Origin of the sequence: Methanoculleus chikugoensis, from assembly GCF_900095385.1 — an archaeon.
Lineage (GTDB): Archaea > Halobacteriota > Methanomicrobia > Methanomicrobiales > Methanoculleaceae > Methanoculleus > Methanoculleus chikugoensis_A.
Map to the genome: position 1 here is coordinate 34,492 of NZ_FMID01000025.1, position 21,772 is coordinate 56,263.

Annotated in this window: 19 protein-coding genes and 1 pseudogene; 5 read left to right on the top strand and 15 right to left on the bottom strand. The window is 55.5% G+C overall.

The window, feature by feature from the left end; genetic code table 11:
* Window positions 1-2 precede the first annotated feature (2 nt).
* The 11 genes from L21_RS05410 to L21_RS05460 all read right to left on the bottom strand — a co-directional run bounded on the left by L21_RS05410 (window position 3) and on the right by L21_RS05460 (window position 11,427).
* Window positions 3-1,967 carry a chemotaxis protein CheA gene (locus L21_RS05410; protein ID WP_074369475.1) on the bottom strand — a complete coding sequence of 655 codons (1,965 nt, stop codon included), beginning with the start codon at window positions 1,965-1,967 and terminating at the stop codon, window positions 3-5.
* The gene (gene cheB, locus L21_RS05415; RefSeq protein ID WP_074369476.1) at window positions 1,960-2,994 is read right to left on the bottom strand and encodes a chemotaxis-specific protein-glutamate methyltransferase CheB; all 1,035 of its coding nucleotides are present in this window, start codon (window positions 2,992-2,994) and stop codon (window positions 1,960-1,962) included. The genes L21_RS05410 and cheB overlap by 8 nt, the downstream gene beginning before the upstream one ends.
* Window positions 2,995-2,996: 2 nt before the next feature.
* Window positions 2,997-3,359, bottom strand: a complete 363-nt coding sequence (locus L21_RS05420; RefSeq protein WP_074369477.1) for a response regulator — start codon at window positions 3,357-3,359, stop codon at window positions 2,997-2,999.
* Window positions 3,360-3,428: 69 nt separating this feature from the next.
* Window positions 3,429-4,235, bottom strand: a complete 807-nt coding sequence (locus L21_RS05425) for a CheF family chemotaxis protein (RefSeq protein WP_074369478.1) — start codon at window positions 4,233-4,235, stop codon at window positions 3,429-3,431.
* A gap of 49 nt (window positions 4,236-4,284) precedes the next feature.
* Window positions 4,285-5,433, bottom strand: a complete 1,149-nt coding sequence (locus tag L21_RS05430) for a hypothetical protein (protein ID WP_256712425.1) — start codon at window positions 5,431-5,433, stop codon at window positions 4,285-4,287.
* Window positions 5,430-7,028: an archaellar assembly protein FlaJ gene (flaJ, locus tag L21_RS05435; RefSeq protein WP_074369479.1), complete on the bottom strand. Its 1,599-nt coding sequence runs from the start codon at window positions 7,026-7,028 to the stop codon at window positions 5,430-5,432. The genes L21_RS05430 and flaJ overlap by 4 nt, the downstream gene beginning before the upstream one ends.
* A 3-nt stretch (window positions 7,029-7,031) precedes the next feature.
* On the bottom strand, window positions 7,032-8,885 hold the full coding sequence (locus tag L21_RS05440) for a type II/IV secretion system ATPase subunit (RefSeq protein WP_074369480.1): 1,854 nt from the start codon (window positions 8,883-8,885) through the stop codon (window positions 7,032-7,034).
* 3 nt (window positions 8,886-8,888) lie between these two features.
* Window positions 8,889-9,629 carry an archaellum protein ArlH gene (gene arlH / locus L21_RS05445; RefSeq protein ID WP_074369481.1) on the bottom strand — a complete coding sequence of 247 codons (741 nt, stop codon included), beginning with the start codon at window positions 9,627-9,629 and terminating at the stop codon, window positions 8,889-8,891.
* A 9-nt stretch (window positions 9,630-9,638) separates the two neighbouring features.
* On the bottom strand, window positions 9,639-10,118 hold the full coding sequence (locus L21_RS05450; protein ID WP_074369482.1) for a flagellar protein FlaF: 480 nt from the start codon (window positions 10,116-10,118) through the stop codon (window positions 9,639-9,641).
* Between the two features lie 2 nt (window positions 10,119-10,120).
* Entirely contained in the window at window positions 10,121-10,612 is a 492-nt protein-coding gene (locus L21_RS05455) for a flagellin (RefSeq protein WP_074369483.1), read from the bottom strand.
* A 20-nt stretch (window positions 10,613-10,632) separates the two neighbouring features.
* Entirely contained in the window at window positions 10,633-11,427 is a 795-nt protein-coding gene (locus L21_RS05460; RefSeq protein WP_074369484.1) for a FlaD/FlaE family flagellar protein, read from the bottom strand.
* 706 nt (window positions 11,428-12,133) lie between these two features.
* Here L21_RS05460 and L21_RS05465 point away from each other — a divergent pair.
* The 5 genes from L21_RS05465 to L21_RS05485 all read left to right on the top strand — a co-directional run bounded on the left by L21_RS05465 (window position 12,134) and on the right by L21_RS05485 (window position 18,299).
* Complete coding sequence (locus tag L21_RS05465; protein ID WP_394329526.1) at window positions 12,134-13,579, top strand: oligosaccharide flippase family protein; 1,446 nt, start codon at window positions 12,134-12,136, stop codon at window positions 13,577-13,579.
* Between the two features lie 4 nt (window positions 13,580-13,583).
* Window positions 13,584-14,966 carry a Coenzyme F420 hydrogenase/dehydrogenase, beta subunit C-terminal domain gene (locus L21_RS05470; protein ID WP_074369486.1) on the top strand — a complete coding sequence of 461 codons (1,383 nt, stop codon included), beginning with the start codon at window positions 13,584-13,586 and terminating at the stop codon, window positions 14,964-14,966.
* A 35-nt stretch (window positions 14,967-15,001) separates the two neighbouring features.
* Window positions 15,002-16,222 carry a polysaccharide pyruvyl transferase family protein gene (locus L21_RS05475; RefSeq protein WP_074369487.1) on the top strand — a complete coding sequence of 407 codons (1,221 nt, stop codon included), beginning with the start codon at window positions 15,002-15,004 and terminating at the stop codon, window positions 16,220-16,222.
* Window positions 16,219-17,190: a glycosyltransferase family 2 protein gene (locus L21_RS05480; RefSeq protein ID WP_074369488.1), complete on the top strand. Its 972-nt coding sequence runs from the start codon at window positions 16,219-16,221 to the stop codon at window positions 17,188-17,190. Before L21_RS05475 ends, L21_RS05480 begins: the two co-directional genes overlap by 4 nt.
* Before the next feature lie 170 nt (window positions 17,191-17,360).
* Window positions 17,361-18,299: a glycosyltransferase family 2 protein gene (locus tag L21_RS05485; protein WP_074369489.1), complete on the top strand. Its 939-nt coding sequence runs from the start codon at window positions 17,361-17,363 to the stop codon at window positions 18,297-18,299.
* Window positions 18,300-18,615: 316 nt separating this feature from the next.
* On the opposite strand, the gene L21_RS14390 is transcribed toward L21_RS05485, so the two are convergent.
* The 4 genes and pseudogenes from L21_RS14390 to L21_RS05500 form a co-directional block, all read right to left on the bottom strand.
* Entirely contained in the window at window positions 18,616-19,149 is a 534-nt protein-coding gene (locus L21_RS14390) for a glycosyltransferase family 4 protein (protein WP_256712434.1), read from the bottom strand.
* A 48-nt stretch (window positions 19,150-19,197) separates the two neighbouring features.
* Window positions 19,198-19,686 (bottom strand): annotated as a pseudogene (locus L21_RS14585) (glycosyltransferase family 4 protein); the annotation flags it as partial.
* Entirely contained in the window at window positions 19,629-20,882 is a 1,254-nt protein-coding gene (locus L21_RS05495) for a glycosyltransferase family 4 protein (RefSeq protein WP_083608808.1), read from the bottom strand. The gene L21_RS05495 and the pseudogene L21_RS14585, both read right to left, overlap by 58 nt.
* On the bottom strand, window positions 20,873-21,772 hold a 900-nt coding region (locus L21_RS05500; protein WP_074369491.1), incomplete at its 5' end, for a glycosyltransferase family 2 protein. The genes L21_RS05495 and L21_RS05500, both read right to left, overlap by 10 nt.

Below are 21,772 nucleotides of genomic sequence, written 5' to 3' on the forward strand. Positions count from 1 at the left end.
TCCTAAATCATTGTATTTACATCGAGTACCGGCACGACATCCCCGTCTCCGGGGATGGTGATCCCGCTGATCCCGCGGCAGTTGCCTGCAATGTTGGAGAGCGGTTTTACCACTACCTCCTGCTGGCCGTCGACGGTGTCGACGACGATGCAGCATCTCCTGCCGTCGTTCTGCAGCACGACCAGCGTGTTGCTCTTCTCTGCCCGGCCGAACATATCCTCCAGGCGATGCATGGGAAGGGTCTGGTCCCGGAGCAGGATCGCCTCGGTGTTGCCGATCCGGTGAATCGCCTCCGGTCTCGTCTGCGCCACCTCGACGACGTTGCTGATCGGGATGGCGCACCGCATCCCGTTGATGTGCACCATCATGACGTCGATGATCGCCATCGTCGGGGGCAGCACCAGTTCGAACATCGTCCCTCTGCCGACCTCGGTCTCGACCTTGATCGTTCCTTTGAGCGATTCGATCGTCTTCTTGACCACATCGAGTCCGACGCCCCTGCCGCTGATGTCGGTGATCGTCTCGGCCGTGCTGAACCCGGGCTCGAAGAGCAGGCCGACAAGTTCGTCTTTCGTTGCATTCGCCGCCGCTTCGGGCGTCATGAGGCCTCTCTCGACCCCTTTCTTCCGGAGTTTCTCGTGATCGATGCCGGCACCGTCGTCCTCGATCTCGATGACAACGTTGTCTTTGTCCCGCCGCGCCGACAGCCGCAGCAATCCTTTCGGGTGTTTGCCGCTGGCTTTTCGGATCTCCGGCGTCTCGATGCCGTGGTTCACGCCGTTCCTGATGAGGTGCAGGAGCGGGTCGGAGAGCCCGTCCATCATGCTCCGATCGAGTTCGGTCTCGCCGCCCTCGATGGTGAACTCGACCTCTTTCCCGTCGTGATTTGCAACGTCCCGCACGACGCGGGGAAGGCGGTTGAAGATACGTTCGAGCGGCATCATCCGGATCCCCATCATCAGGTTCTGGAGGTCGGAGACCGAACGGCCGACCATGGAGAGCGCCTCGTCGAACTCCTTGATGCCGTGCTTCTTCGCGATCTGCTCGAGCCGTCCGCGATTGATGACCAGGTCCTCCACCAGGTTCATCATCTGGTCGAGCCGCTGGATGTCGACGCGGATGTTCTTGATCTCCCGGCTCTTCTCGGCCTTCGCCGGCCGCGGGGCCTGCGGTTCCGGAGCCGGTTCGGGTTTTTGGGTCTCCTCGCACGCCGCCGGGGGGATCACGGGAGGAGCATCCAGCAGCGATTGCGGTGTGGAGAGGGCAAGGAGCGAGAGTTCCGTGCCGGAAGCGATCGTCCTGAGTGCATCTTCCCCTGCCTCGCTCTCGATAAGAATCTCGAACGGCCCGTCGAACTTCCCGTCCTCGAGGAGTTCCCGTGCGGGGGTCGTCGAGTGGATCGTCCCGAGCTCTTCCAAATTCTGCAGGAGCAGCATCGCCCGGACGTCTTTCATGGTGCTGGACGGGTCGATGGCAACCGTTAACGTATACAGCGGGCGACCATCGGCGTCTTCTGCCGGTTCAGCCGGAATTTCGGCCGGGGGCGCCGCACCGGGAGATGGTTCATGCTCGCCCCCCTCCTCTTCTTCGGCAAACGCCTGGAGTTCCAGAACCAGACTTGCGGACTGCTCGTCGGACGGCGCTCCTCCTGCCTCGATAGCGTCCAGCATCTCCTCAATCGCGTCGGTGCAGTTGAGCAGGAGATCGGTGAGCGACACGGTCGCCTCGCGCCGGCCGCTCCTGATGAGAGAGAATACGTCCTCCATCGAGTGGCAGAGATGCTCCATCGCATCAAAGCCCATCGATGCAGACATGCCCTTGAGTGTATGTGCGGACCGGAAGATCTCGTCGATGGCGGCCTGCTGGTCATCCCCGGTCTCGAGAGCAAGAAGATTGTTCACGATGTTCTCGTGGTTCTCTCGCGATTCCTCAACAAACAGCTTCCGATATCCCTCTTCATCAAACATGATTCACCTCGAGTTGTTTGACTGCTCTCGTGATCTCGCGCGCGAGACCCTTGAGCGGGACCACCTTATCGACACAGTTCCTGGAGAGGGCGGAGCGCGCCATTCCGTATACAAGGCAGTCCTCTTCGGCGCATACCATCGTCCTGCCGCCTGCAGTCTTCACCGCGAGCATTCCCTCGCCGCCGTCGTTCCCCATCCCCGAGAGGATCACGGCGACGGTGCGCGGACCGAATACGTGTGCTGCAGAGGCAAAGGTCTTGTCGACGGCAGGCCGGACCGCGTGCAGGCGGGGAGCGGTCGAGTGGATGATTCGCCCGTGGTTTTTTCCGTTGCCCGCTGCGACTCCCGAGATGATGGTGTGGAACCCGGCCTTTGCGATCAGGATTGTTCCGGTCTGCAGGCTGTCTCCGTTCTCGGTCTCTTTCACGGGGAGAGCAGAGACTCTGTTCAGGCGCTCGGCGAGCGATGCGGTGAACCCCTCGGGCATGTGCTGGGTGACGACGACCGCGGCAGGCAGGTCCGGCGGAAGCGCGGAGAGGAGCGTGTCGAGCATCGGCGGACCCCCGGCGGAAGAGCCTATCAAAACGACTGCATCAGCCTCATTCCGGCTGATTGCAGCAGATTTTACGATCGTCGGGAGCGCGACAAGGTTCCTGATCTTCTGGATGAGTTCGTTCTCGATGCCCCTGACGTTCGGGACATCCCTCGGTTTGAGCATGAAGTCGTCCGCCCCGAGCCGCAACGCCCGGTGAGTCATATCGGCCTGGCGGGACGTCAGGGTGCTCAGGACGATCACTTTCGGTTTCGCGGGAACCCCGGAAAGCGCCTCAAGTGTCTCAAGGCCGTTCATCCGGGGCATCTCGATGTCGAGCGTGACGACGTCGGGTTTCAGACTGGATATCTTTTCGAGGGCATCGATGCCGTTGACCGCCGTTCCGACCACTTCGATATCAGGGGCGCCTTTGAGCAGATCCCGGAGTATCGTGCGGATGAAGAGCGAGTCGTCGACGATCAGAACCCGTATCATGGTTACGCACTGAGGACGTTCTTGACTTCTTCGAGGACTTTCGGAGCCTGGAACGGTTTGACGATGTAGCCTCTCGCCCCGCTCTTGACGGCGAGTTTGACCATCTGCTCCTGGCCGACCGCCGTGCACATGATGACTTTTGCTGCCGGGTCGGCCGCTTTGATGGCCTTGAGCGCCTCGATCCCGTTCATCTTCGGCATGACCACGTCCATCGTGACGAGGTCCGGCTTGAGTTCCTGATACCTGGCGAGGGCCTCCGCCCCGTCCGCTGCCTCACCGACGATGTCGTGCCCGCCGGAGAAGAGGATGTTCTTCAGCAGCGTTCTCATGAACATTGTGTCATCGACGATTAAGATTCTCCCCATCGAACACCACTCATTGAATATTTGATAAAAAAGTTATATATATCTTCGTATTTTGAAGAAATAAGGTTTTTAATCTATTGGAGATTTTACAGACTCTGAGATGTATCTTACGCCTTTCGGGGTAAGTTGTACCTCCTTCCTGACGTAGAGCACTTCAGCGAGGCCCGAGCCGAGAAGTTTCTCGTAGACGGCTTCGAGTTCTTTGTGCGAGAGTTTCAGCATGTTCTCGATGGCGCTCGAGTCCATCCCGCTGTAGACCAGCATGGCCACCTGCCCGGTCAGGGGATCGATCTCCTCGCGGATCTCGGTGTCGTGTGTCGCCTCTTTGAGGAAGTTGTAGAGGACCTGGAGTGTCGTCAGCGGGCAGAGAACGAAACTCGTCACGAGCTCGTTCTCGATGAGGTGGTCGATCTTCACGACGTCGAGATTCTTCTCCTGGATCTCCCGGGACGTAAGTTCGATGCCGGTCACTTCGTCGAGGGGGATGCAGACCTGCTTCTCCTGGCTGACGAACCAGATGCCGGTCTTCATGACGGCGATCGCGCCTTTCTCCCACTGGGCGTTCTGGACGAGCACCCCCCCGCGGATTGCGGGCGACATGAAGAAGGCGTTCAGCCGGTAGGCGCTGGCCTGGGTGATGATGAACTTCTTTAAGACCGCGAGAACCTTCTCGACCGAGGCGATGCGGTAGACGGTCTCTCCGTCCGCCCCGGCGGTGATGATAACCTGGTTCTTCTTCTCCTCGAGGTCGACCACGGATTTGTAGGGAACCTCCTGCTTAAGAGGAAGATCGATGCGGAAACGATCCTCGGCGATACCCATCGTCGTCGGAACCCATCTGCCTTCGTGCTCGACCTTTACCGGAACCGATTTCATCTCTTCCTCCCCTACCTCCTCTGTATTACTACCCTGCGCGATACCATCATCATTGTGATCTCATTGCCGTGAGGATATCCTCGAGTTCCCCCGCAAGTTCTTCTGCATGGAACTTCTCCCCTTTCAATTCGCGGACCAGGCTGATATCCTCCACATACTCTTTCTTCTTGGCGTCGGCTTTGAGTGCGGTGATCAGGTCGTCCTCGACCGCGCCGCCGGACGCAAAGGAAACCATGTCGAAGTCTTCTTTCGGCTCCTCCGCTATCTCTTCGATGACCTCTTCTTCCGGGATAGGTTCTTCGGCGTCGATCTCCTCATCTTCTTCCTCGCCCTCGATCTCGCCAAGATCCAGCTCGTCGAGATCCAGCGCGTCGAGCGCGGAGAGTTCTTCGCTCAGCGCGCTCATGTCCGGCATACCGTCGTCTCCGGGCAGTTCCGGGACGTCCATTGCTACCGGCGGGAGGGCGCCGGCGGGCTCATCGGCACCCCCGGCAAGATCGATGCCGGTCGTGAGGTCGAACTCATCGAGTTCGTCCTGGTGCGACTTGAGGATATCCGATATGGCTTCCGCATCTTCCGCCGAGAGGAGAGAGATCTGGTCGGCGTCAAAGGCCGTTCCCGGATCGGACGCTTCATCGTCGAGATCGAGCCCCTCCAGCGAGTCGATGTCGAGGTCTGCAAGCGAAGCAAGGGGATCGGCAGAATTTCCGCCGGCCTTCGGGGGTGCCGGGGTTATGGGCTGATCGGGAATCGCACCCTCGACCGCCTGGTCGAGCATGGCGTCGATCTTCTGGATGTTGCTCTTCTTCTCATCCTCAGGGGAGCGGGCATGCGCGATCGCTTCCATGACCGATGCCTTGAAGGTCCCGAGCATACCGGGGATGTTGGAGAGGGCGATCCCGGAGAACGGGCGGCTCGAGGTGGAGGATGGGCTTTCTGCCGGTGCATCCGGTTTTGCCGTCTCCGGGACGTCGGATTGCTCCTTCTTCTTTCCGCGCTCCCGGAGCGCGGCGCGCAACCTCGACGGTTTCAGTTCGGCAAGGTCGAGCGCCCCGGTGACGACGAGCGCGAGAAACCCTGCGAGCACGGTGCCTGCGATGATGATCTCGGTAGCGGCGTCGAAGACGATGATCACGGATCCTATACCGACGGTGATCAGGAACAGAAGCGGACGACGTAAGTTATCTCTCAAGATCACACCCCCGTGAATGTCGGAATGATAAAGAGTGCGCCCACGACGATCGGTGCAATGATGTAGACGACACCGGTTACCACACAGAGCAGGCTTGTGAAGAAGTAGTACAGATATCGGTCGCCGCCCATGACAATCTTTCCTGCCAGTACATTTGCAACGGTCAGCATTAAGAGGATCGTTACCACGTAGGTTCGCATCGTGTCTTCGGGAAAGTTGGCGAAGATGTTTAGCGATGCTCCCATGCTGCTGCCGATAGAGGCCGACCCTCCCGAGAGCGCGGCCGAGGTCTCTGTGAAGCGGGTCATCACCTCCGTCACGGCACGGGACATCGCGAGGAGGATCTCGAAGAGGAAGACGAAGATGCTGATCATCGCTCCGTGCATCGGCACGAGGAGGACGACGAACCCCTTCACCATCATGTCGCGCTTTCTCCGGAGCAGCACCTGTTCGAGCATCGAGGAACTGACGATCTTTCCGATCGCGTCGGGCGACCCGCCGAGAGCCACCGCGTCGCGGAAGATGTTCATGTACTTGTAGATCAGGTAACTGCCGGTCTCCCCGATGAACTTCTTCCAGCTCCCGGCTTCGTCGAGCCCGAGGTTCAACTTCGACGAGACCGAGTTGATGAACGGTTCCAGGTGGAAGAGCGACTTCCGGTCGACCTCCTGGAGCGCGTCGCCGGTGGTGATGCCTTTGCCGCCCATGATCGACCCGAGACCCCGGATGAACGTGGCGAAATCGTTGTCCCGGTTGACGACGTTCGCGTCGTCGATGTAGCCGATGACCCCGAGCGGCATCAGGAGCAGGCCGACGAGCAGGAAGATGATGCCCGCGTTGGCGCCGACGAGGATGAGCATCAGCCCGATTGCGGCGGTTATCGGCAGGATAAGGCGTTCCAGCCGCCGGATGAGGCCCTGCTCTCGTGAGCAGATCTCGGAAAGACCGTGCGTACGGGGGTCGTCGGGGACGGCCCGGTACATGATCGTGAGGCCGAAGATCGATATTGCGAGGATGATGAAGTAGGATGTGTTCAGCGTCGCTTCAATCCCGTCGGGTGCGTAGATGGCGACCGAGATCATCATGATGATCGCGACGAGCGCTCCGGAGAGGAGCATCGCGATGTAGGCGTCGCCCCATTTCTTCAGGAGTTCGATCCCCTGCTCGAACGAGTTCCGGTAGATGCTCCGGATGCTTGAGAGTTCCGTGTTGATGAAGTCGTCATCCGGAACACCGGAGTCGATGGAGTTGGCGTAGCGGTTGAGCATGCTCTGGAGGGTTGCGTTCCGGCAACGCTCGGCGATCGCCCGGAGGGCGCTGGAGTAATTCTGGCCCCACTTGGCGACCAGACGCTGCACCTTTGCTATGTAGCGCGACGGGATGTACTCGAACCGCTCGGCGGTGTACTGGAAGATCTCGGGCCTGGTCACGGTCGATGTGGTGATCGCGGCCATGTAGGTGTACATGAGGAGCAGGTCCTGCTCCATCTTCTTGTTCTCGAGGATGGTGGAGCGGAGATCGGCGAGAGCTGCAGCCTGCTCCTCGAACGGGATCTTTCCCTGGTTTGCCGCCCGCAGCCGTTCGGTCACATCCTCGAACAACGCCTACACCTCGATATTAAGCAGCCCCTGTTTCTTGATCTTCGTGGTCATGTGGAAGAGATCCCAGAACTGGGTGTACCCTGCCTTGTGGAGCCGCTCAAGAATTTTGGCGCGTTTATCGACCTCGTCGTAGATCTCGGCCCGCCGATTTTCGGGGATGCCGAGCATCGTTGCGATCTTATTCTCAAGCAGGTAACTGCTTCCTTTACCGGTGAAGGTGAAGGTGTCGGTGGCGGGATCCCAGACGAACGCCGCCATGAAGGAGAACCCCTGCGTCTCGGGGTCGTAGCCCACGAGTTCGTTGACGCTGAGCATCCGGCGCACGGTTCCGCCCTGGGGGAGTTTCACCGCGCTCTGGATGATGACCAGATTGAGGTTGTCGACGTAGGTCTTCGGGATGTTGATCGGGTCGCCGCAGAGACGCTGGATCAGTTTCTCGACCGACGCTGCGTGGAAGGTGCTCATCACCGGGTGACCGGTCTGCATCGCGGAGAACGCGACGGACCCTTCCACACCACGGATCTCACCGACCAGGATCTGGTTCGGACGCTGACGCAGTGCAGCTTTGAGGAGATCGAACATCGTGACCTCCGAGCCTTCTCCTTCGCCCTTTCCTTTGGCCTTCGCGACCTCGCGTGTCCAGTTCCTGTGAGGGACAGTCAGTTCCGGGGTATCCTCGATGGTGACGATCTTGTTCTCGGGCGGGAGGAAGGTCGTCAGGGCGTTCAAGGTCGTCGTCTTGCCGCTTGCGGTCTCGCCGGAGACGAACATCGACATCCCGTACTCGAGGCAGATCCAGAGGTAGGCGGCCATCATGTAGTTGCACGCCCCGCTCTCGATCACCTGCAGGATGCTCAGGGGAACCTCGTTCACCTTACGAATGGTGAAGTTGCTCCCGTGTTTGCTGATCTCCGTTCCGTAGACGATGTTGATACGCGAGCCGTCGGGGAGGGTCGAGTCCACGATGGGGTTCCGATACGTCAGCGGCCGTTTGATCCGCTCGGCGAGTTTGATGACGAAGTTGTCGAGTTCCTGCGAGTCCCGGAACCCAATGACCGACTTTAGGCCTTTGAAGATCTTGTGCTCGATGAAGATCGGCCCGACGCCGTCGCAGGTGATATCTTCGATATACTGGTCGGAGAGGAACGGTTTGAGCGTCCCCATCTCGATCTTGTCGCGGACGATCATGTACTCGAGCGCCCTGTACTCCTGTTGCGTGAGGACGATCCGCCCGTCGGCAAGTTCCTGATGCCCCTCCGTCCGGGGTTGCTTCGGCGCTCCGATCTCCGAGGTGAGGAAGGTTTTTATCCGGGTCGCGAGATCCTTTGCCGTCCCGCCGGCAAGCAGCGACTCGTCGATCTCCTCGCCCGGCCGCTTGATGTAGACGAGTTGCTGGATGAAGCCCTTCAGCACCCCGATCCGTGCCTGCTCGGTCACCGGTTCCTCGTCGAGGGCGTCGATCATATCGATCAGTCTCTCCTCGATCACCGGGAGGATCTCTTTGACGGAGTGGAGAAACGAAGGCTCGATCGGGATGTACCAGTTCCGGACGTCGTTCGGGTCGGGGAAGATGTGGATGAACGTCGTCTCGTTCACCGGGTAGATGATGTTCGGGTTCTCCATCGATTTCAGGTCCTTCTTCAACTCCGAGAGGAAGAGCGGGATGCCGACGGTGTTGACCGGCAGGATGTGGAGGTACTCGAGGAGGTGAGGGCTTGCCTTGACGTAGTCGCGTGCGTTTGCCGGGAGCATCCTGTAGAGCGCGCAGGACTCGACGTTGTTGTAGCAGTCGTTCCCCTCGTCGATGAACTCCGGCTCGAAGGGGAGGGTCACCGTTGCTTCCAGCGCCGACGCCATTCTCTACACCTTCGCGACCGAGACAGGGATGATCTTGATGCCGTACCCGGGGTGAACCTCGAAACTGATGATATTGCCCGTGGTCTTTCGTGCGCCGCGAACCTTGACGACCTCGAGCATCATGACGTATTTGCCCCCGACGAGCGCCTTCTTCATGAAGAGGTGAGCGTCGCAGATCGAGCGGATCCGGACGAGCGAGTCCTCCACGAAGGCGTAGGTGTGGGGGGTTACGAGGATGGTCTTGCCGTGGTCGACGAGGTTCTTGCAGTTCGTGAAGAACGTGAGGACGGTGTCCTGCTTGGCGTACTCGGTGAAGAGGGTGAGCGAGTCGATGACGATCACCTGCGCCTTGCTCTGCTCCATGTAGGCGATCATCCGTTCGAGCGTCCCCTGCATCTTCTCCTTCGTCCACTCGAACCCGACGACGTGCATGGGGAAGACCCGGAGGTAGCCCCAGGCGAAGTAGTCGGATATGTCGAGGCTCATCGACTCCATCTGGGTGATGAAACTCTTGCTCGTGTTCTCGGTCGAGAAGAGGTCGACGTTGAACCCCTGTTTCAAGGCGCCCCAGACGATCTGCTGGGTGAGCACGCTCTTTCCGGTGTCGTTCTCTCCCTCGATGAGGGTGAGGGATTGGAGCGGGAGGCCGTCGGCGATTTTCTTGTCGAGTTCGGTGTTTCCGGTCGAGAGGATCGTCTTGTCGGGTGTGTCGAGGATACTGCTGTTTGCGTCGCTCAGTGCCATGTTATTCACCTATGGTTGGGTTGGTATGTACGCTGAACTGGAGACCCCGTTCGGGGTGACGACCTGAACCCACGCGGGGTTGATCTCCTCGCCGTACGCGACGGAGATGGTGAGCGTCTCGCCGGGGTCGAGTTCGCCGGGGTGGACGGTGTCCGGGGTTATGTTTCCCCTCTCCCAGCGGTTCGTGCCGGCCCCGTAGGGGATGTAGACCGGTTCGCCCCCGCTCAGGAGGTAGACGTCGATCGACGGGATCTCGACGACTGGTTCGCTCCCGGTGTTCTTCACCTCGACGTCGAGGGTCGTGCCGTCGAGGGTCGTGTTCTGGATCGCGATCGCCGTCCGCATCCGGACCTCCTGGTTGGCGGCGAGGTTGCTCTGCGCTTCGACCATCACCTCCGTGGTGGCGAGGGTGCCGCCGATCAGGACGTAGGCGGTGACGACCAGGAGGAGGATGCCGACTCCGGATGCGACGAGAGGTCCCGCACTCATGGTCAATCACTCGCGGTGAAGGTGGTCGACCGGGTGAGCCCCGAGGGGAGGACGAACTGGAAGTAGACGATCTCCCCCTTACTGGGAATCTTTTGGGGCATCGCCTCGATATAGAGCGTCTCGCCGGGGTCCCAGTAGTTGTTGGTGTCTTCGAGGATCTCGTACTTCCAGGTTCCTCCCTCATCAAGCGTCGCCGCTCGTGTCAGCCGTATGAAGTTTCCCTGGCTCCCGAGGAAGACGTCGGCTCTCTGTACGCTGGCTTCGGCGATCCTGCCGGTGCCGACGTTCTTCAGCCAGATCTTTGCGGTGTCCCCACCGGCATACGTCGTGACGATCTTCACGTCGGTGCTCAACCGTTCGTCCACGCTGTGGGAGGACGACGAGATCGTGCTTGACAGGGTGTAGATGACGGGAAATACTGCGTTAATGAGAACGCCGGCCGATATAATGGCGGCGATCAGGAACATCGCTGTGGTGAAGGTTTCGCTCGACATCCATCATATCCTGTCCGGTATTATATCCTGTCCAGCAACTCAATCCAGGTGTCGCCGGCGTTCCGCCCTTTTGAAGACGCCTTCTCAGCGTCGGGCGCTTCCGCATCCCGGCGGGAGAGCATCAGCACCTCGATCATGTCGCGGTCGAGCGTCGCGTCGTCGGGGTCGAGGATGCGGTTTAAGACGTAGAGTTCGGAGACGAACTCATTCGGGCCGATCTCCCTGACCTCCGCCCGGGTCTCGGGGGCCATCCGCATGATCTCTCCTATCTGGTCGGAGACATCTTCGGAGATGTAGTCCATCGATCGGTAGGCGTCGATCATGATCGTCATGTGCTCGTGCCCGTACTTCCTGCACCCCTGGTGCACCCACTCAAAGAGCCGGTGGACTTTCTGGAGTTTGAGTTTTCCCGCGGGCTTCGCCCGTGGGAGAGCAGCCATGCTGGTTTCCGGGAAGCCGGCTGCCCCGAGTTCGGTCGGGAAGAGTTCGCCGCCGTCAAGCCCCTCTATTGCGGTGGTCGCCGGATCGCCGAGACCGGCGGGCATCGCGTCGAGTTTGGACATCTCGTCGTCCGTCTCCTCGTCGACCGAGGCGGTATCCTGCGGCCTGAACCCGGCTCCTGAGTAGGCCAGAGTGCCGCTGGTGAACGGGTTGTCCAGTTCGTTCATCCGCTCCCGGAGGTCGATGAGCAGCCGTTTGATCGACGTCTTGACGAAGTCCAGTTCCTTCTCGAGCGTGTCGAGACGGGCCTCCGGGTCTTCCGAGGACGCACCGGAGAGTATTTTATCGATTTGAGCCTGGTCTACCCCCACCATAATATTGAATTATATCATTGTCATAGTTAATAAAAGTTGCTCATGTTGATATCCGATTTTCGGTCGCCTTAACGTCTTCTGGACGTTGTCAAGGGCCTGTTCGGGGTATATGTCTTCGATATTGCCGGGGACTGCCGAACGGTATGGTTCCTGAGGGGCGGGGTGAGGTGAGATGCGGGATCAGGATCGTGCAGTCGGGTGTTGGCCGCCTGTACGAGTGCTTCTTTTGGAGATGGCGCCCCTGCGTTTCAGGGCATTCAGGGCCGCGCCGGGAGCGCGCAAACGGGGCGGTCAGCCAGTCCGGGAGGTGGGAGAGATTCTCACCTTCTCTTCTGCGGAGCGATGGGTTCATACCGGTGCACATCATGATCTGGATGTCGATTCGAGTGCGAACCGGGACATCGCTCGGATGGTTTCCTGGCTCCCCTGGTCGCCCCTCACTAATGGCTCCAGCGATGCGCCCCGGTTGTCGCGAGATTTTGAGGCGATGTACTCCGGAATATTTCTGTGGAATCTGTATGGTGAAAAAAGGTACGCATTAAAAGAATGACATCGTATTTTTCACAAGGCAGGCAGATTCGTAATTGCCTATTCGTGGGGGCCGACCGTGCAGATTAAAACTGGAATAAATCAACGTTTTGCCGCTCAGTTGCCTCGTAACCTCGCGGCAAATATCGCCTATTTCCTGGTGAATGTTGTTATCGGTGTGCTCCTGGTACCCTACTTCATCAACACCCTCGGGGTCGCAGCTTACGGGATCATCCCTCTCGCGACCTCGATCACGGGATATGTGGCGATCGTCGTCCAGTCGCTCAACACTTCGGTCTCCCGGTTCCTCACTGTCGACCTCCAGCGGGAGGATTATGTAGCAGCAAACAGGACCTTCAACACCGCGCTCTTTGGGCTTACTGCGGTCATCCTCCTGATGGTCCCGGTCGTCCTCGCGGTCGCTTACTTCGCTCCATCGATTTTCAACGTCCCGGCCGGACAGGAGGCCGGTGTAGTCCTCCTCTTCCTCGGGGTCTCCGCTGCCTTCCTGATCCGGGCCTGGAGCGGGAACTTCACGGTCCAGCTCTTTGCCTACAACCGTCTCGACTTGCAGAACTTCGTCAATATAACAAATGTGGTAGTCCAGGCCGGGATGATCGTCCTCCTCTTCGCTCTCTTCGGCCCCGATCTCGCCCTCGTCGGCGGCGCGTACCTGGCCGGGGCGGTGGTGGCTTCCGTGGTTTCGATCGCCCTCGCCCGGGGGGTCTGTCCCCATCTTCGGGTCTCGATCCACGCCTTTGACCGCAGGAGAGTGAAGGACCTCTGCGGGATGGGGTGGTGGGTGGTCATCAACCAGATCGGCTCCCTCCTCTTTCTCCAGATCGATCTCATCATCGTGAACCTCCTCTTCGGGTCGACGTCCGCCGGGGAGTACGCGATCGCTCTCCAGTGGGTGGTGCTTCTGCGGGCGGTCGCCGGAGTGCTCTCCGGCGTCCTGACGCCGACGATCCTCTCCTGTTATGCCCGGGAACAGACCGGAACCCTGATCCGGGTCACGAAGAGCGCCGTCAAACTGATGGGGCTTGCCATGGCCCTACCGATTGGCGTCGTCTGCGGGCTTGCCCCGCAGCTCCTCACGGTCTGGGTGGGGGAGCAATTTACCTCCCTTGCCCCGCTGATGGTCCTCCTGACGGTGCACCTCGCGGTCAACCTCGCGGTGCTGCCCCTCTTCCCGATCAACGTCGCCTATAATCGGGTGCGGGTGCCCGGGCTGGTGACCTTCTTTATGGGGATCGGGAATTTCGGCCTTGCGATTGCCCTCCCGCTGCTGACAGGGTGGGGCTATTACGGCGTCGCGGCCGCGGGGGCGATTGTCCTCACGTTGAAGAACGCTTTCTTCACCCCCTGGTATGCGACGAGGGTGCTTGGGGTTGGGGTCCACACCTTCACGCGGTCGATGCTCCCGGGGATCGTTGCGACGGTTATCGTCGGGGCCGCGGCGGCAACCCTGGGTGCCGTCGTCCAGCTTCCCGCTCTGATTACGCTCGCCGTTGTCGGTGCGGCTATCGCCCTCGTCTACCTTTGGATGGTCTGGGCGTTCGGCCTCAGTGGGTATGAACGGAGGCTCTTTGAATCCTACCTTCCTCAGCACTCAGGAGAATGATTGCGTGAAATCGCCTGTCATTACAAGCGTTGTTGAACACGATCTCTGCATCGGCTGCGGCCTCTGCGCCGCCCTCTGCCCGCAGGGTATCCTTGCGATGCAATGGAATTGCTACGGGGAGTATAACCCGGTGGAAACATCGCCTTGCACCACAGAGTGTGGCCTCTGCCTGAAGGCCTGCCCTTTTGCAGACTCCGGGGAGAACGAAGACACCATCGCGAAGCGGCTCTACGGTGCTGTCCCGGGCATCCGGCACCGCTCCGAGACCGGTTACTACCTCGCCTCGTACGTCGGCTACTCCGAAAGACACCGGGCGACCAGCGCCTCGGGCGGGGTGGCGACCTGGCTCCTGGAGGCGCTGCTTCGCGAGGGCATCGTCGACCACGTCATCTGCGTCACCCCTACCGGCGACCCGGAGCGGCTCTTTGCTTTCCAGGTCTTCGATACCCCGGAGGAGGTCCGCACCGGGGCCGGGTCGGCCTACTATCCGGTGGAGATGTCAGGGGTCATCAGGCAGGTTCTCGAGGTGCCGGGACGCTACGCCGTCATCGGCCTGCCCTGTTTTATCAAGGCGATCCGGATTGCCCAACTGAGAAATAAAAAACTCCGGGAGCGGATCGTCTTCACCGTCGGCCTCGTCTGCGGGCAGTTGAAGAGTAAGTATTATACAGCATATCTTGTATTGCTCTCCGGCATGGACAGCAAACCAAGCAGAGTGAAATACCGTTCTAAAAGACCTGGTGTGCCTGCAGCAGATTACCATTTTGTATGTGAAGGTGTAAACGGGAAAAGGAGCAAGGAAGTATTCTTTAGTAAAGGCATGGGTGAAGCATGGTTAAACCGCTGGTTTACTATTAACGCCTGTAATTTTTGTGACGATATCTTCGCAGAATGTGCAGATGTCGTATGTATGGATGCCTGGCTGCCCGAATATTGGACTGATCCAAATGGACACAACCTAGTAATCATTCGATCCCCACAAATCTTTCAAACGATCATAGGTGGAATACAAAGAGAACAGTTAAAACTAAAAGATATCTCTATAGATGACGTGATAAGAAGTCAAAATGAAGTAATCTACGGTAAGAGGGTTTTATTATCTTATCGATTAAATTTGGCTCGAAAACAAGGCAAAAAAAGGCCGCAAAATAAAAGGATAGATGCAGGTGGATCCTACAATTTACTCTTAAGTAAACTCACCCAAAATCTATTGGAAATGCAAAAAGAAAGCAGAAAATTGTCACAGGCCATTCTTTTTGATAGAGAAGAAGATATTCTTCTGCTCAGAAACAAAATGAGCCCGTATCTCCTTAAAGTATCAAGGGTGAATAGAATCTTTCGCATCTGGTCGCTCCCAAGAAGACTTCTGAAACGCATTTCAAAATAGTTATATGACGTAAAATCCACACAAGATGTGTAAATATGAGTAATACATTTATTCTCGCGGGAAATGGATCTTACGGCAATAAAGGATGTGAAGCGATAGTTCGTGGGACTACAAAGGTCATCCGGAATTTTTTCAAAAACCCCTCTTTTCAATGTTATAGTACCTTTGAAAATGATGAAGTTTTTAAGAGACAATCCTCCCACGAAAGTGACAGATCCGTAGTTCACAAAAGCATCTATAGACCAAAAGGTGCTGTGCCCCTAGTATTTCGAGCACTAGGTCCTCTTGGCACAAGGATCCGGCAAAAATGTGAGTACAAAAATATGATCTCCGCCCTAGATGAAGCGTCTGCGGTGCTATCAGTTGGTGGTGATACATATGCTTTCGATTGGGGAATCCCAAGGCTTTACACAGATTTAGACGACGTAGTTATACGAAACAACAAACCATTGATTATCTGGTGCGCTTCGATAGGTCCGTTCAATCAAAATCCGAAATATGAGGATTACATCCTCAACCACCTCAAGGACGTGGATGGTCTCTTCATTCGGGAACCAAAAACAATAGGATATCTTAAAAAAAATGGGATTCAAGATAACGTCTACCATGTAGGGGATCCGGCATTTGTCATGGATCCATCAAAACCTAACGCAGATCAGACACCAGTGATAGAAAAGGATGCAATCGGAGTGAACTTAAGTACGTTGATGGCTGGATATGTCACCAATGGAGATAGGGAACAGTGGGGAAATATCGCTGCGAAACTGATCGAGCAGCTGCATCGTAGTTTTGAGAGACCGATTTACCTGATACCCCACGTAACTCGCCCGGTGCCCAGCGATAATGACTATATCTTTTTAAAAAACACCTTAAAGAAGAGTGATATTAACAGTGACGAAATACACCTAATCCCGCCAAACCTTAGTGCTTCAGAATCAAAGTGGGTCATTGGGAACATGTGCCTCTTTTTGGGATCGAGAATGCATGCAAATATTGCAGCCCTATCATCATGCGTTCCCACTCTATCTCTTGCCTACAGCATAAAGGCAAAAGGTATTAATATTGACATTTTCGGGTCAGATGATTATTGCTTACAACCGGGAGAAATATCAATTGAGAGGATAATCAACTCCCTTTCCCACCTCACTGAGGATGAGATGAATGTTAGACAAAAACTGCACGAAGAAATTCCAAAAGTCCAAGAACGGGCATATAACGCAGGGAAGTATCTAAAAGAGATTCTTGAAGAGCCATGAAGCCGGATATCTCCATAATCATACCTTTATTGAACAAAGGACCCCATATACAACGGGCATTGCAATCTGTAATGGATCAGACCATTCAGAATTTTGAGATCATCGTAGTTGATGGGGGATCAACAGACTATGGCCCAGATGTGGTGGAGATGTTTGATGACTCCCGGATACGGTTTGTTCAACAAGAAGGAACCGGGGTTTCGGCTGCCAGGAATCAGGGGGTGAGCATAAGCCAGAGTGACTTCATCGCATTTCTGGATGCCGATGATGAGTGGATGCCCCGCCATCTCGAAACAATTCAAAGATTAAGAAATATGTTTCCGCAAGCAGGGGCCTATACGACGGCATACAAGATTCAGGAGGTCAGTGGTAAGTTTCGAGGGGCAAAATATAGGGCGATTCCACCCGCACCCTGGGAGGGGTTGATCCCGAACTATTTTAAGTCCGGCACACTTGGCGAGTATCCCGTGTGGACGTCCGCGGTATGTATGCCAAAGAAGATCTTCCTTGAAGTGGGCGGGTTCCCAGAGAATTCGTGGTATGGAGAGGATGCTGACCTATTCGGTAAGATTGCGTTAAAATATCCTATTGCTTTCAGTTGGTACATAGGCGCAATCTATCATTTGGAGGCCACTAATAGAGCCTGTGAGCGACAACTTCCTCTTGATCCTGAGCCGTTTGTGAAAACTGCGCTACAATTAGTAGAAATCGATGCAATCCCCAAAGATTTGCTGAATGATGTAAAAGAGTATGTAGCTAAAAAGGAAATCAGCAGAGCTTCAAGAAATCTTGATGCGGGTCAAATAGAAAAAGCAATTCAAATATTGAAGGTACATAAATCTAGTTGCTGTCGATGCAAACGGTTGCTCTTACTTGCGATAGGTATCATGCCTTATCCAGCATTTCAAATGGCTCTCAAATTAAAGAAAATGTTTAATCGCTGCATTAGAATCGCGATAAGCCAATAATGGGAGATGAATGTTCAAACGGAACTACTCTACCAATATAGAAGAGGCGGGCACACGGACAAGCGCTGTGCTCTCTTCAGACATCATGGATATTGCACGGAACCCACGATTACGGTGGGCAGCGCTGGGTGTCGAGGTAGAACCTAAAGGCCTTCTTGGAGATAATTGATATGTCCGATGTGGTAGCAGTTTCGGTTGTTATTCCTCTCTATAACAAAGGCCCTCATGTCGCTTGTGCTATCCAATCTGTCTTAAGTCAGACCGAGCAATGCTTTGAAATTATCATCGTAGATGGGCAGTCTACAGATGAAGGACCAGAAATTGTCAAGTCCTTTAAAAATCAACGTATATTCTTCTATGAGCAGGTGGGTTCGGGTGTTTCCTCTGCTCGGAATGAAGGTGTCTGCCACTCGAAATCGGATTTCATCGCATTCCTCGATGCCGATGATGAGTGGATGCCTGATCACCTCGAAACATTGTTACGGTTATGCAGAAAGTACCCTGAGGCTGGTGTATACACAACCGCGTATCTTGTAAGATATCCCAATTCCCGGATGGTATTAGCGAATATCCATGCGGTTCCGGAGAGGCCTTGGGAGGGATTGCTCCCGAGTTATTTCAAGTCTGCTGCCTTTGGAGATCCACCGGTATGGACATCTGTGGTGGGCATACCTAAACGGATTTTGGAAGAGATGGGCGGTTTTAACACTGATGCATGGTGGGGAGAAGATACCGATTTATGGGGGCGGATTGCTTTGAAGTATCCCGTTGCATTCTCATGGAATATCGGCGCAATATACCATACAGAAGCGGTGAACAGGATCCCACATCGTGTCATGGCTGTTGAGGAAAACCCGTTTATTACCACAGTCAAAGAATATCTTGCAATGCAAGAAGTATCTCCCGAACTTTTGAGAGATCTTTATACATATGTTGATAAAAAAAGAGTTGAGACTGCTATAATTAATGTTAGATCTGGTTGCCAGAGTCTGGCACGTCAACAGTTATTAAGTTGCAAACCTCGCTCTATCACGGGTAAGTGGCTCAAAGTATTTATATTGACGCTATTGCCCCAATCAATAGTAACCTGGCTCCTAACTGCCAGATAAAGAATGACCTTTTGGTGATATTTTGAGATCCAGCTGTTATATAGTCATTCTAGGGCTGATGTCAGGATAAATTATGATGGAAGTTATCCCAAAACGCTGTTACCGGGAGGGGGTGTCCCCCTCCCGGACCCTCCCCCGCGTGTCGATATCCAGTGGAAAGCCGTTTCATCCCCCTGGCTCAGGATGTGGCTCAGATGGCGGATACCTGAGAATTAAGGGCTCCGATCAGGGTATGCCGGGGGTTCGGAGATCTTTTTGGGATGACCTCATGGTAACGGGTTTGAGGTAGTTTGTTGTACGCTTAAGGTAAATTCCGCTACAGGTACTTAGAATACTCATCAATGTATTGTTTAGCCATATTCTGCAAGTTATAGGTCCTCTGAATTTCCTTCCGGTTTCGGGCACCTATGGCGGCTTGCAGATTCTTATCTTGCGCCAGATAGTGTACTTTTTCGGCGTAATCGTCAACGTTGTTCATTTCGCACAAGAATCCGTTGTGGCCATCCCGAATTACTTCAGGCATGGAGGCACAGTCTGTGGTAATTATAGACTTTCCACAGGCCATTGCTTCTAATACGGTCAACGCGAGCCCTTCTGATCTTGTCGGGAATAGAAACATGTCACAGAAGTTGTATAGATTAACCAGTTGGTCTGGATCGACCTTTCCCGCGTACCGGATGTTTTTCCCATACCTTTTAACGTCTCCTCTCAAACCGGAGGTCATAACCAGAGTGTAGTCATCGCCGAGTTTTTTCATAATATTTGGTAAGAGGTCTGCACCTTTTCTAAGTGTTGGATTTCCTACAAAGAGAAGGATGGTCTTATCTTCCTCAATATCGAGTTTTGTCAAATACTCTTCCCGATTAATGTACCGTGGCCGAAAAAAATCATGATCGACGCCATTGTGTATTACTTGTGCATCCGAGTAACCGAAAATCTGTTCGAGCATAGTCTTGGTATGATTGCTTACGCATACTACACGATCCGCAACTGTTAAAGTTCGATTTTCATAGCGATGAATGAGCTTGTGATACGCTTTCTGCGCAGGTGATTTATACGGCTTCAAGATCTGATCATGGATTACCAGGTGCTCTGTGACTACCATTGGACGAGAATCCTTGAATGCAAACCCATTCCACGTATTGCAATGGAGTACATCAAACACCGGAGTTGTAGCCCGTTTTAATCGGGCCAGTTGAGGAAAAAGCCCATAGTACGTTGGATAGTATTTCGTTGTGCATTCAACACCCTTTTTCCGAAGCGCTGCGGCCAGCGAGTCCGTCCAGACGTCCGTGCCGGAGTTGCCTTTAACCAGTTTAAACGCGATCTTCACAGGTTCACCAGCTGTACATAGGTCTGAGTAAACTTTGTGGAAATCTGGCGCCATGAAAAATGTTCGTATATCGTCTGCAGACCATTCTCTTTAAACTGTTCACGAACAGTCTGGTTTTCCAATAGAGCAATAATCCGTTCCGCAAGTTCAGACGGTGACCGCTCCTGGACCAGATATCCGTTCCACTCGTCCTGAATGATGTCCGGAATCCCTCCGACATTACTCCCGACCACCGGCGTTCCGCAGGCCATCGCTTCGAGGAGGACGACGCCAAGACCTTCTGTCTGCCCTTCTGCCTGAATGGACGGCAGCACGAAGACTGCCGCTTCGTGATAGTACCTGGAGAGGTCTGAACTTTTGATTAGCCCGACAAATCGCACGGAATCGTTTAACCCCAGGTCCTTTACCTGCTGCTTCAGCTGCTCTTCCTCGGGCCCTTCTCCGCCGATGATGAGTTTTGCTCCCGGTATCCTGCGCGAAACGATAGCAAACGCATCGATCAGATATTCCAGTCCTTTCCAGTCGATCAACCTGCCTATGTAGAGGATATACGGGTCGCCGGATTTTTCTTTGGGGTTACCGTTCAACGGGTTTTGGAAGAGTTCAACGTCGACGCCCATCGGAATCACCTCAATTTTACTTTCGGCAGAGGGGTCGATGGATACGAATAGTTCCCGCGTGTACGTGCTGTTCGTCAAAATTTTGCCACTGTTCCGGGTGACGATCCTTGTCACCCATCCGAGAACCCGGTTCTTTGCCGCAATATTGACGTCAGTACCATGTACGGACAGGATGTGCGGGCGGTGAAGGAGGCGACCAGATAGTGCCCCGATCAGTCCCTGAGGCACTATCCAATGAGTATGAATAAGATCTATCTTCTCTCTCCGGACAACCCGGATGGTGTATACCAGTTCCATCGCAAGGAATAGCGGCAATTGAAGTTTTGCGAGCAATGACTTCCTGATATTTTGGAACATACCGCCTTCGACGGCTATCCTTTGGAGAGAGTATGGATAGAAGTAGGGGAACCGGTACACCTTTACCCCGCTCATAACCTCCTTCCTCGCTGCTCCTGGAAAATGCGGGCACAGGACGACGGGCTCTATGCCGTTCGGCTTCAGCGATTTTGCCAGTTCGAGGATGAATTGTCCGAAGTAATCCCCTTCATGCCGGGGGAACGAGCTCGTAACCATGAGCACCTTTAAGGGCGGCTTTCCATCAAAATTCCGGGTTTTTTCGGTCAGTACCATCCGCCGTTCCTCTCCGCCTGCATATCGAACAGCATCGCAAAGAGCAAGAACTGCGCTCCCAGACCGAAGACGAGGATCGAGATGACCGCCGGGACGAAGATGGGATAGCTCTGGACAAACTTGAAGTGCAGCGCGTAGACGCCGACCAGCAACCCGAGCACCGTAAAGATCGTACCGAAGAGGTAGTAGAACACCAGCGGGTGGAATCCCATGATGACGTACTTCGTCTTCATTCTCCAGAGGAAGTCTTTCAGGAGGAGCCCGGAGAGCTTCACGATGTAACGGCCGTACCGGATCCCGGATTGCTCGAGCCCGTAGCGTGCAGGGTGCGGGACGTTCTTCACCCGGAACCCGTAGACGTTGAGCCGCACGAGGATGTCGTTGCAGTAGCCGTACTGCGGGTAGACGGCGTCGAGGGGTATCGTCTCGAGCGCCCGCCGTGAGATTGCCGTGTAGCCGTTCTGCGGGTCCATCAGCTGCCAGTAGCCCGAAGCGATCTTCGTGAGCAGGGTCAGTGCTGCGTTCCCGATAAACCGCCATCGGCTCATATCCTTACGGAACTCGGGGTTGATCAGCCGGTTCCCAACAGCGTAGTCGGCTTTTCCATCGACGACCGGATCCAGCAACTTCGGGAGGAACGCCGGGTCCATCTGGTTGTCGCCGGCCATGACGGCGACGATGTCCATCCCGTCCGCAAGCGCCGCCGTATAGCCGGTGACGATCGCCGCCCCGACACCGGAGTTCGCCTCGTGCCGGAGGGAGACAATCCGCGGGTCACGTGCCGAACGCTCCCTGATCTCCGTGGATGTCCTGTCCGTGGAGCAGTCGTCCACGACGTAGACCCGGTCCACGCACTCCGGCATGGTATCGAGCGTCGGCCCGATCAGGAG

Bases quoted from the DNA above. Each gene is read 5' to 3' on its own strand.
- L21_RS05410 (WP_074369475.1), bottom strand. From the start codon at position 1,967: ATGTTTGATGAAGAGGGATATCGGAAGCTGTTTGTTGAGGAATCGCGA.
- cheB (WP_074369476.1), bottom strand. From the start codon at position 2,994: ATGATACGGGTTCTGATCGTCGACGACTCGCTCTTCATCCGCACGATA.
- L21_RS05420 (WP_074369477.1), bottom strand. From the start codon at position 3,359: ATGGGGAGAATCTTAATCGTCGATGACACAATGTTCATGAGAACGCTG.
- L21_RS05425 (WP_074369478.1), bottom strand. From the start codon at position 4,235: ATGAAATCGGTTCCGGTAAAGGTCGAGCACGAAGGCAGATGGGTTCCG.
- L21_RS05440 (WP_074369480.1), bottom strand. From the start codon at position 8,885: ATGGCGTCGGCGCTGGAAGCAACGGTGACCCTCCCCTTCGAGCCGGAG.
- arlH (WP_074369481.1), bottom strand. From the start codon at position 9,629: ATGGCACTGAGCGACGCAAACAGCAGTATCCTCGACACACCCGACAAG.
- L21_RS05450 (WP_074369482.1), bottom strand. From the start codon at position 10,118: ATGAGTGCGGGACCTCTCGTCGCATCCGGAGTCGGCATCCTCCTCCTG.
- L21_RS05455 (WP_074369483.1), bottom strand. From the start codon at position 10,612: ATGTCGAGCGAAACCTTCACCACAGCGATGTTCCTGATCGCCGCCATT.
- L21_RS05460 (WP_074369484.1), bottom strand. From the start codon at position 11,427: ATGGTGGGGGTAGACCAGGCTCAAATCGATAAAATACTCTCCGGTGCG.
- L21_RS05475 (WP_074369487.1), top strand. From the start codon at position 15,002: ATGAGTAATACATTTATTCTCGCGGGAAATGGATCTTACGGCAATAAA.
- L21_RS05480 (WP_074369488.1), top strand. From the start codon at position 16,219: ATGAAGCCGGATATCTCCATAATCATACCTTTATTGAACAAAGGACCC.
- L21_RS05485 (WP_074369489.1), top strand. From the start codon at position 17,361: ATGTCCGATGTGGTAGCAGTTTCGGTTGTTATTCCTCTCTATAACAAA.
- L21_RS05495 (WP_083608808.1), bottom strand. From the start codon at position 20,882: ATGGTACTGACCGAAAAAACCCGGAATTTTGATGGAAAGCCGCCCTTA.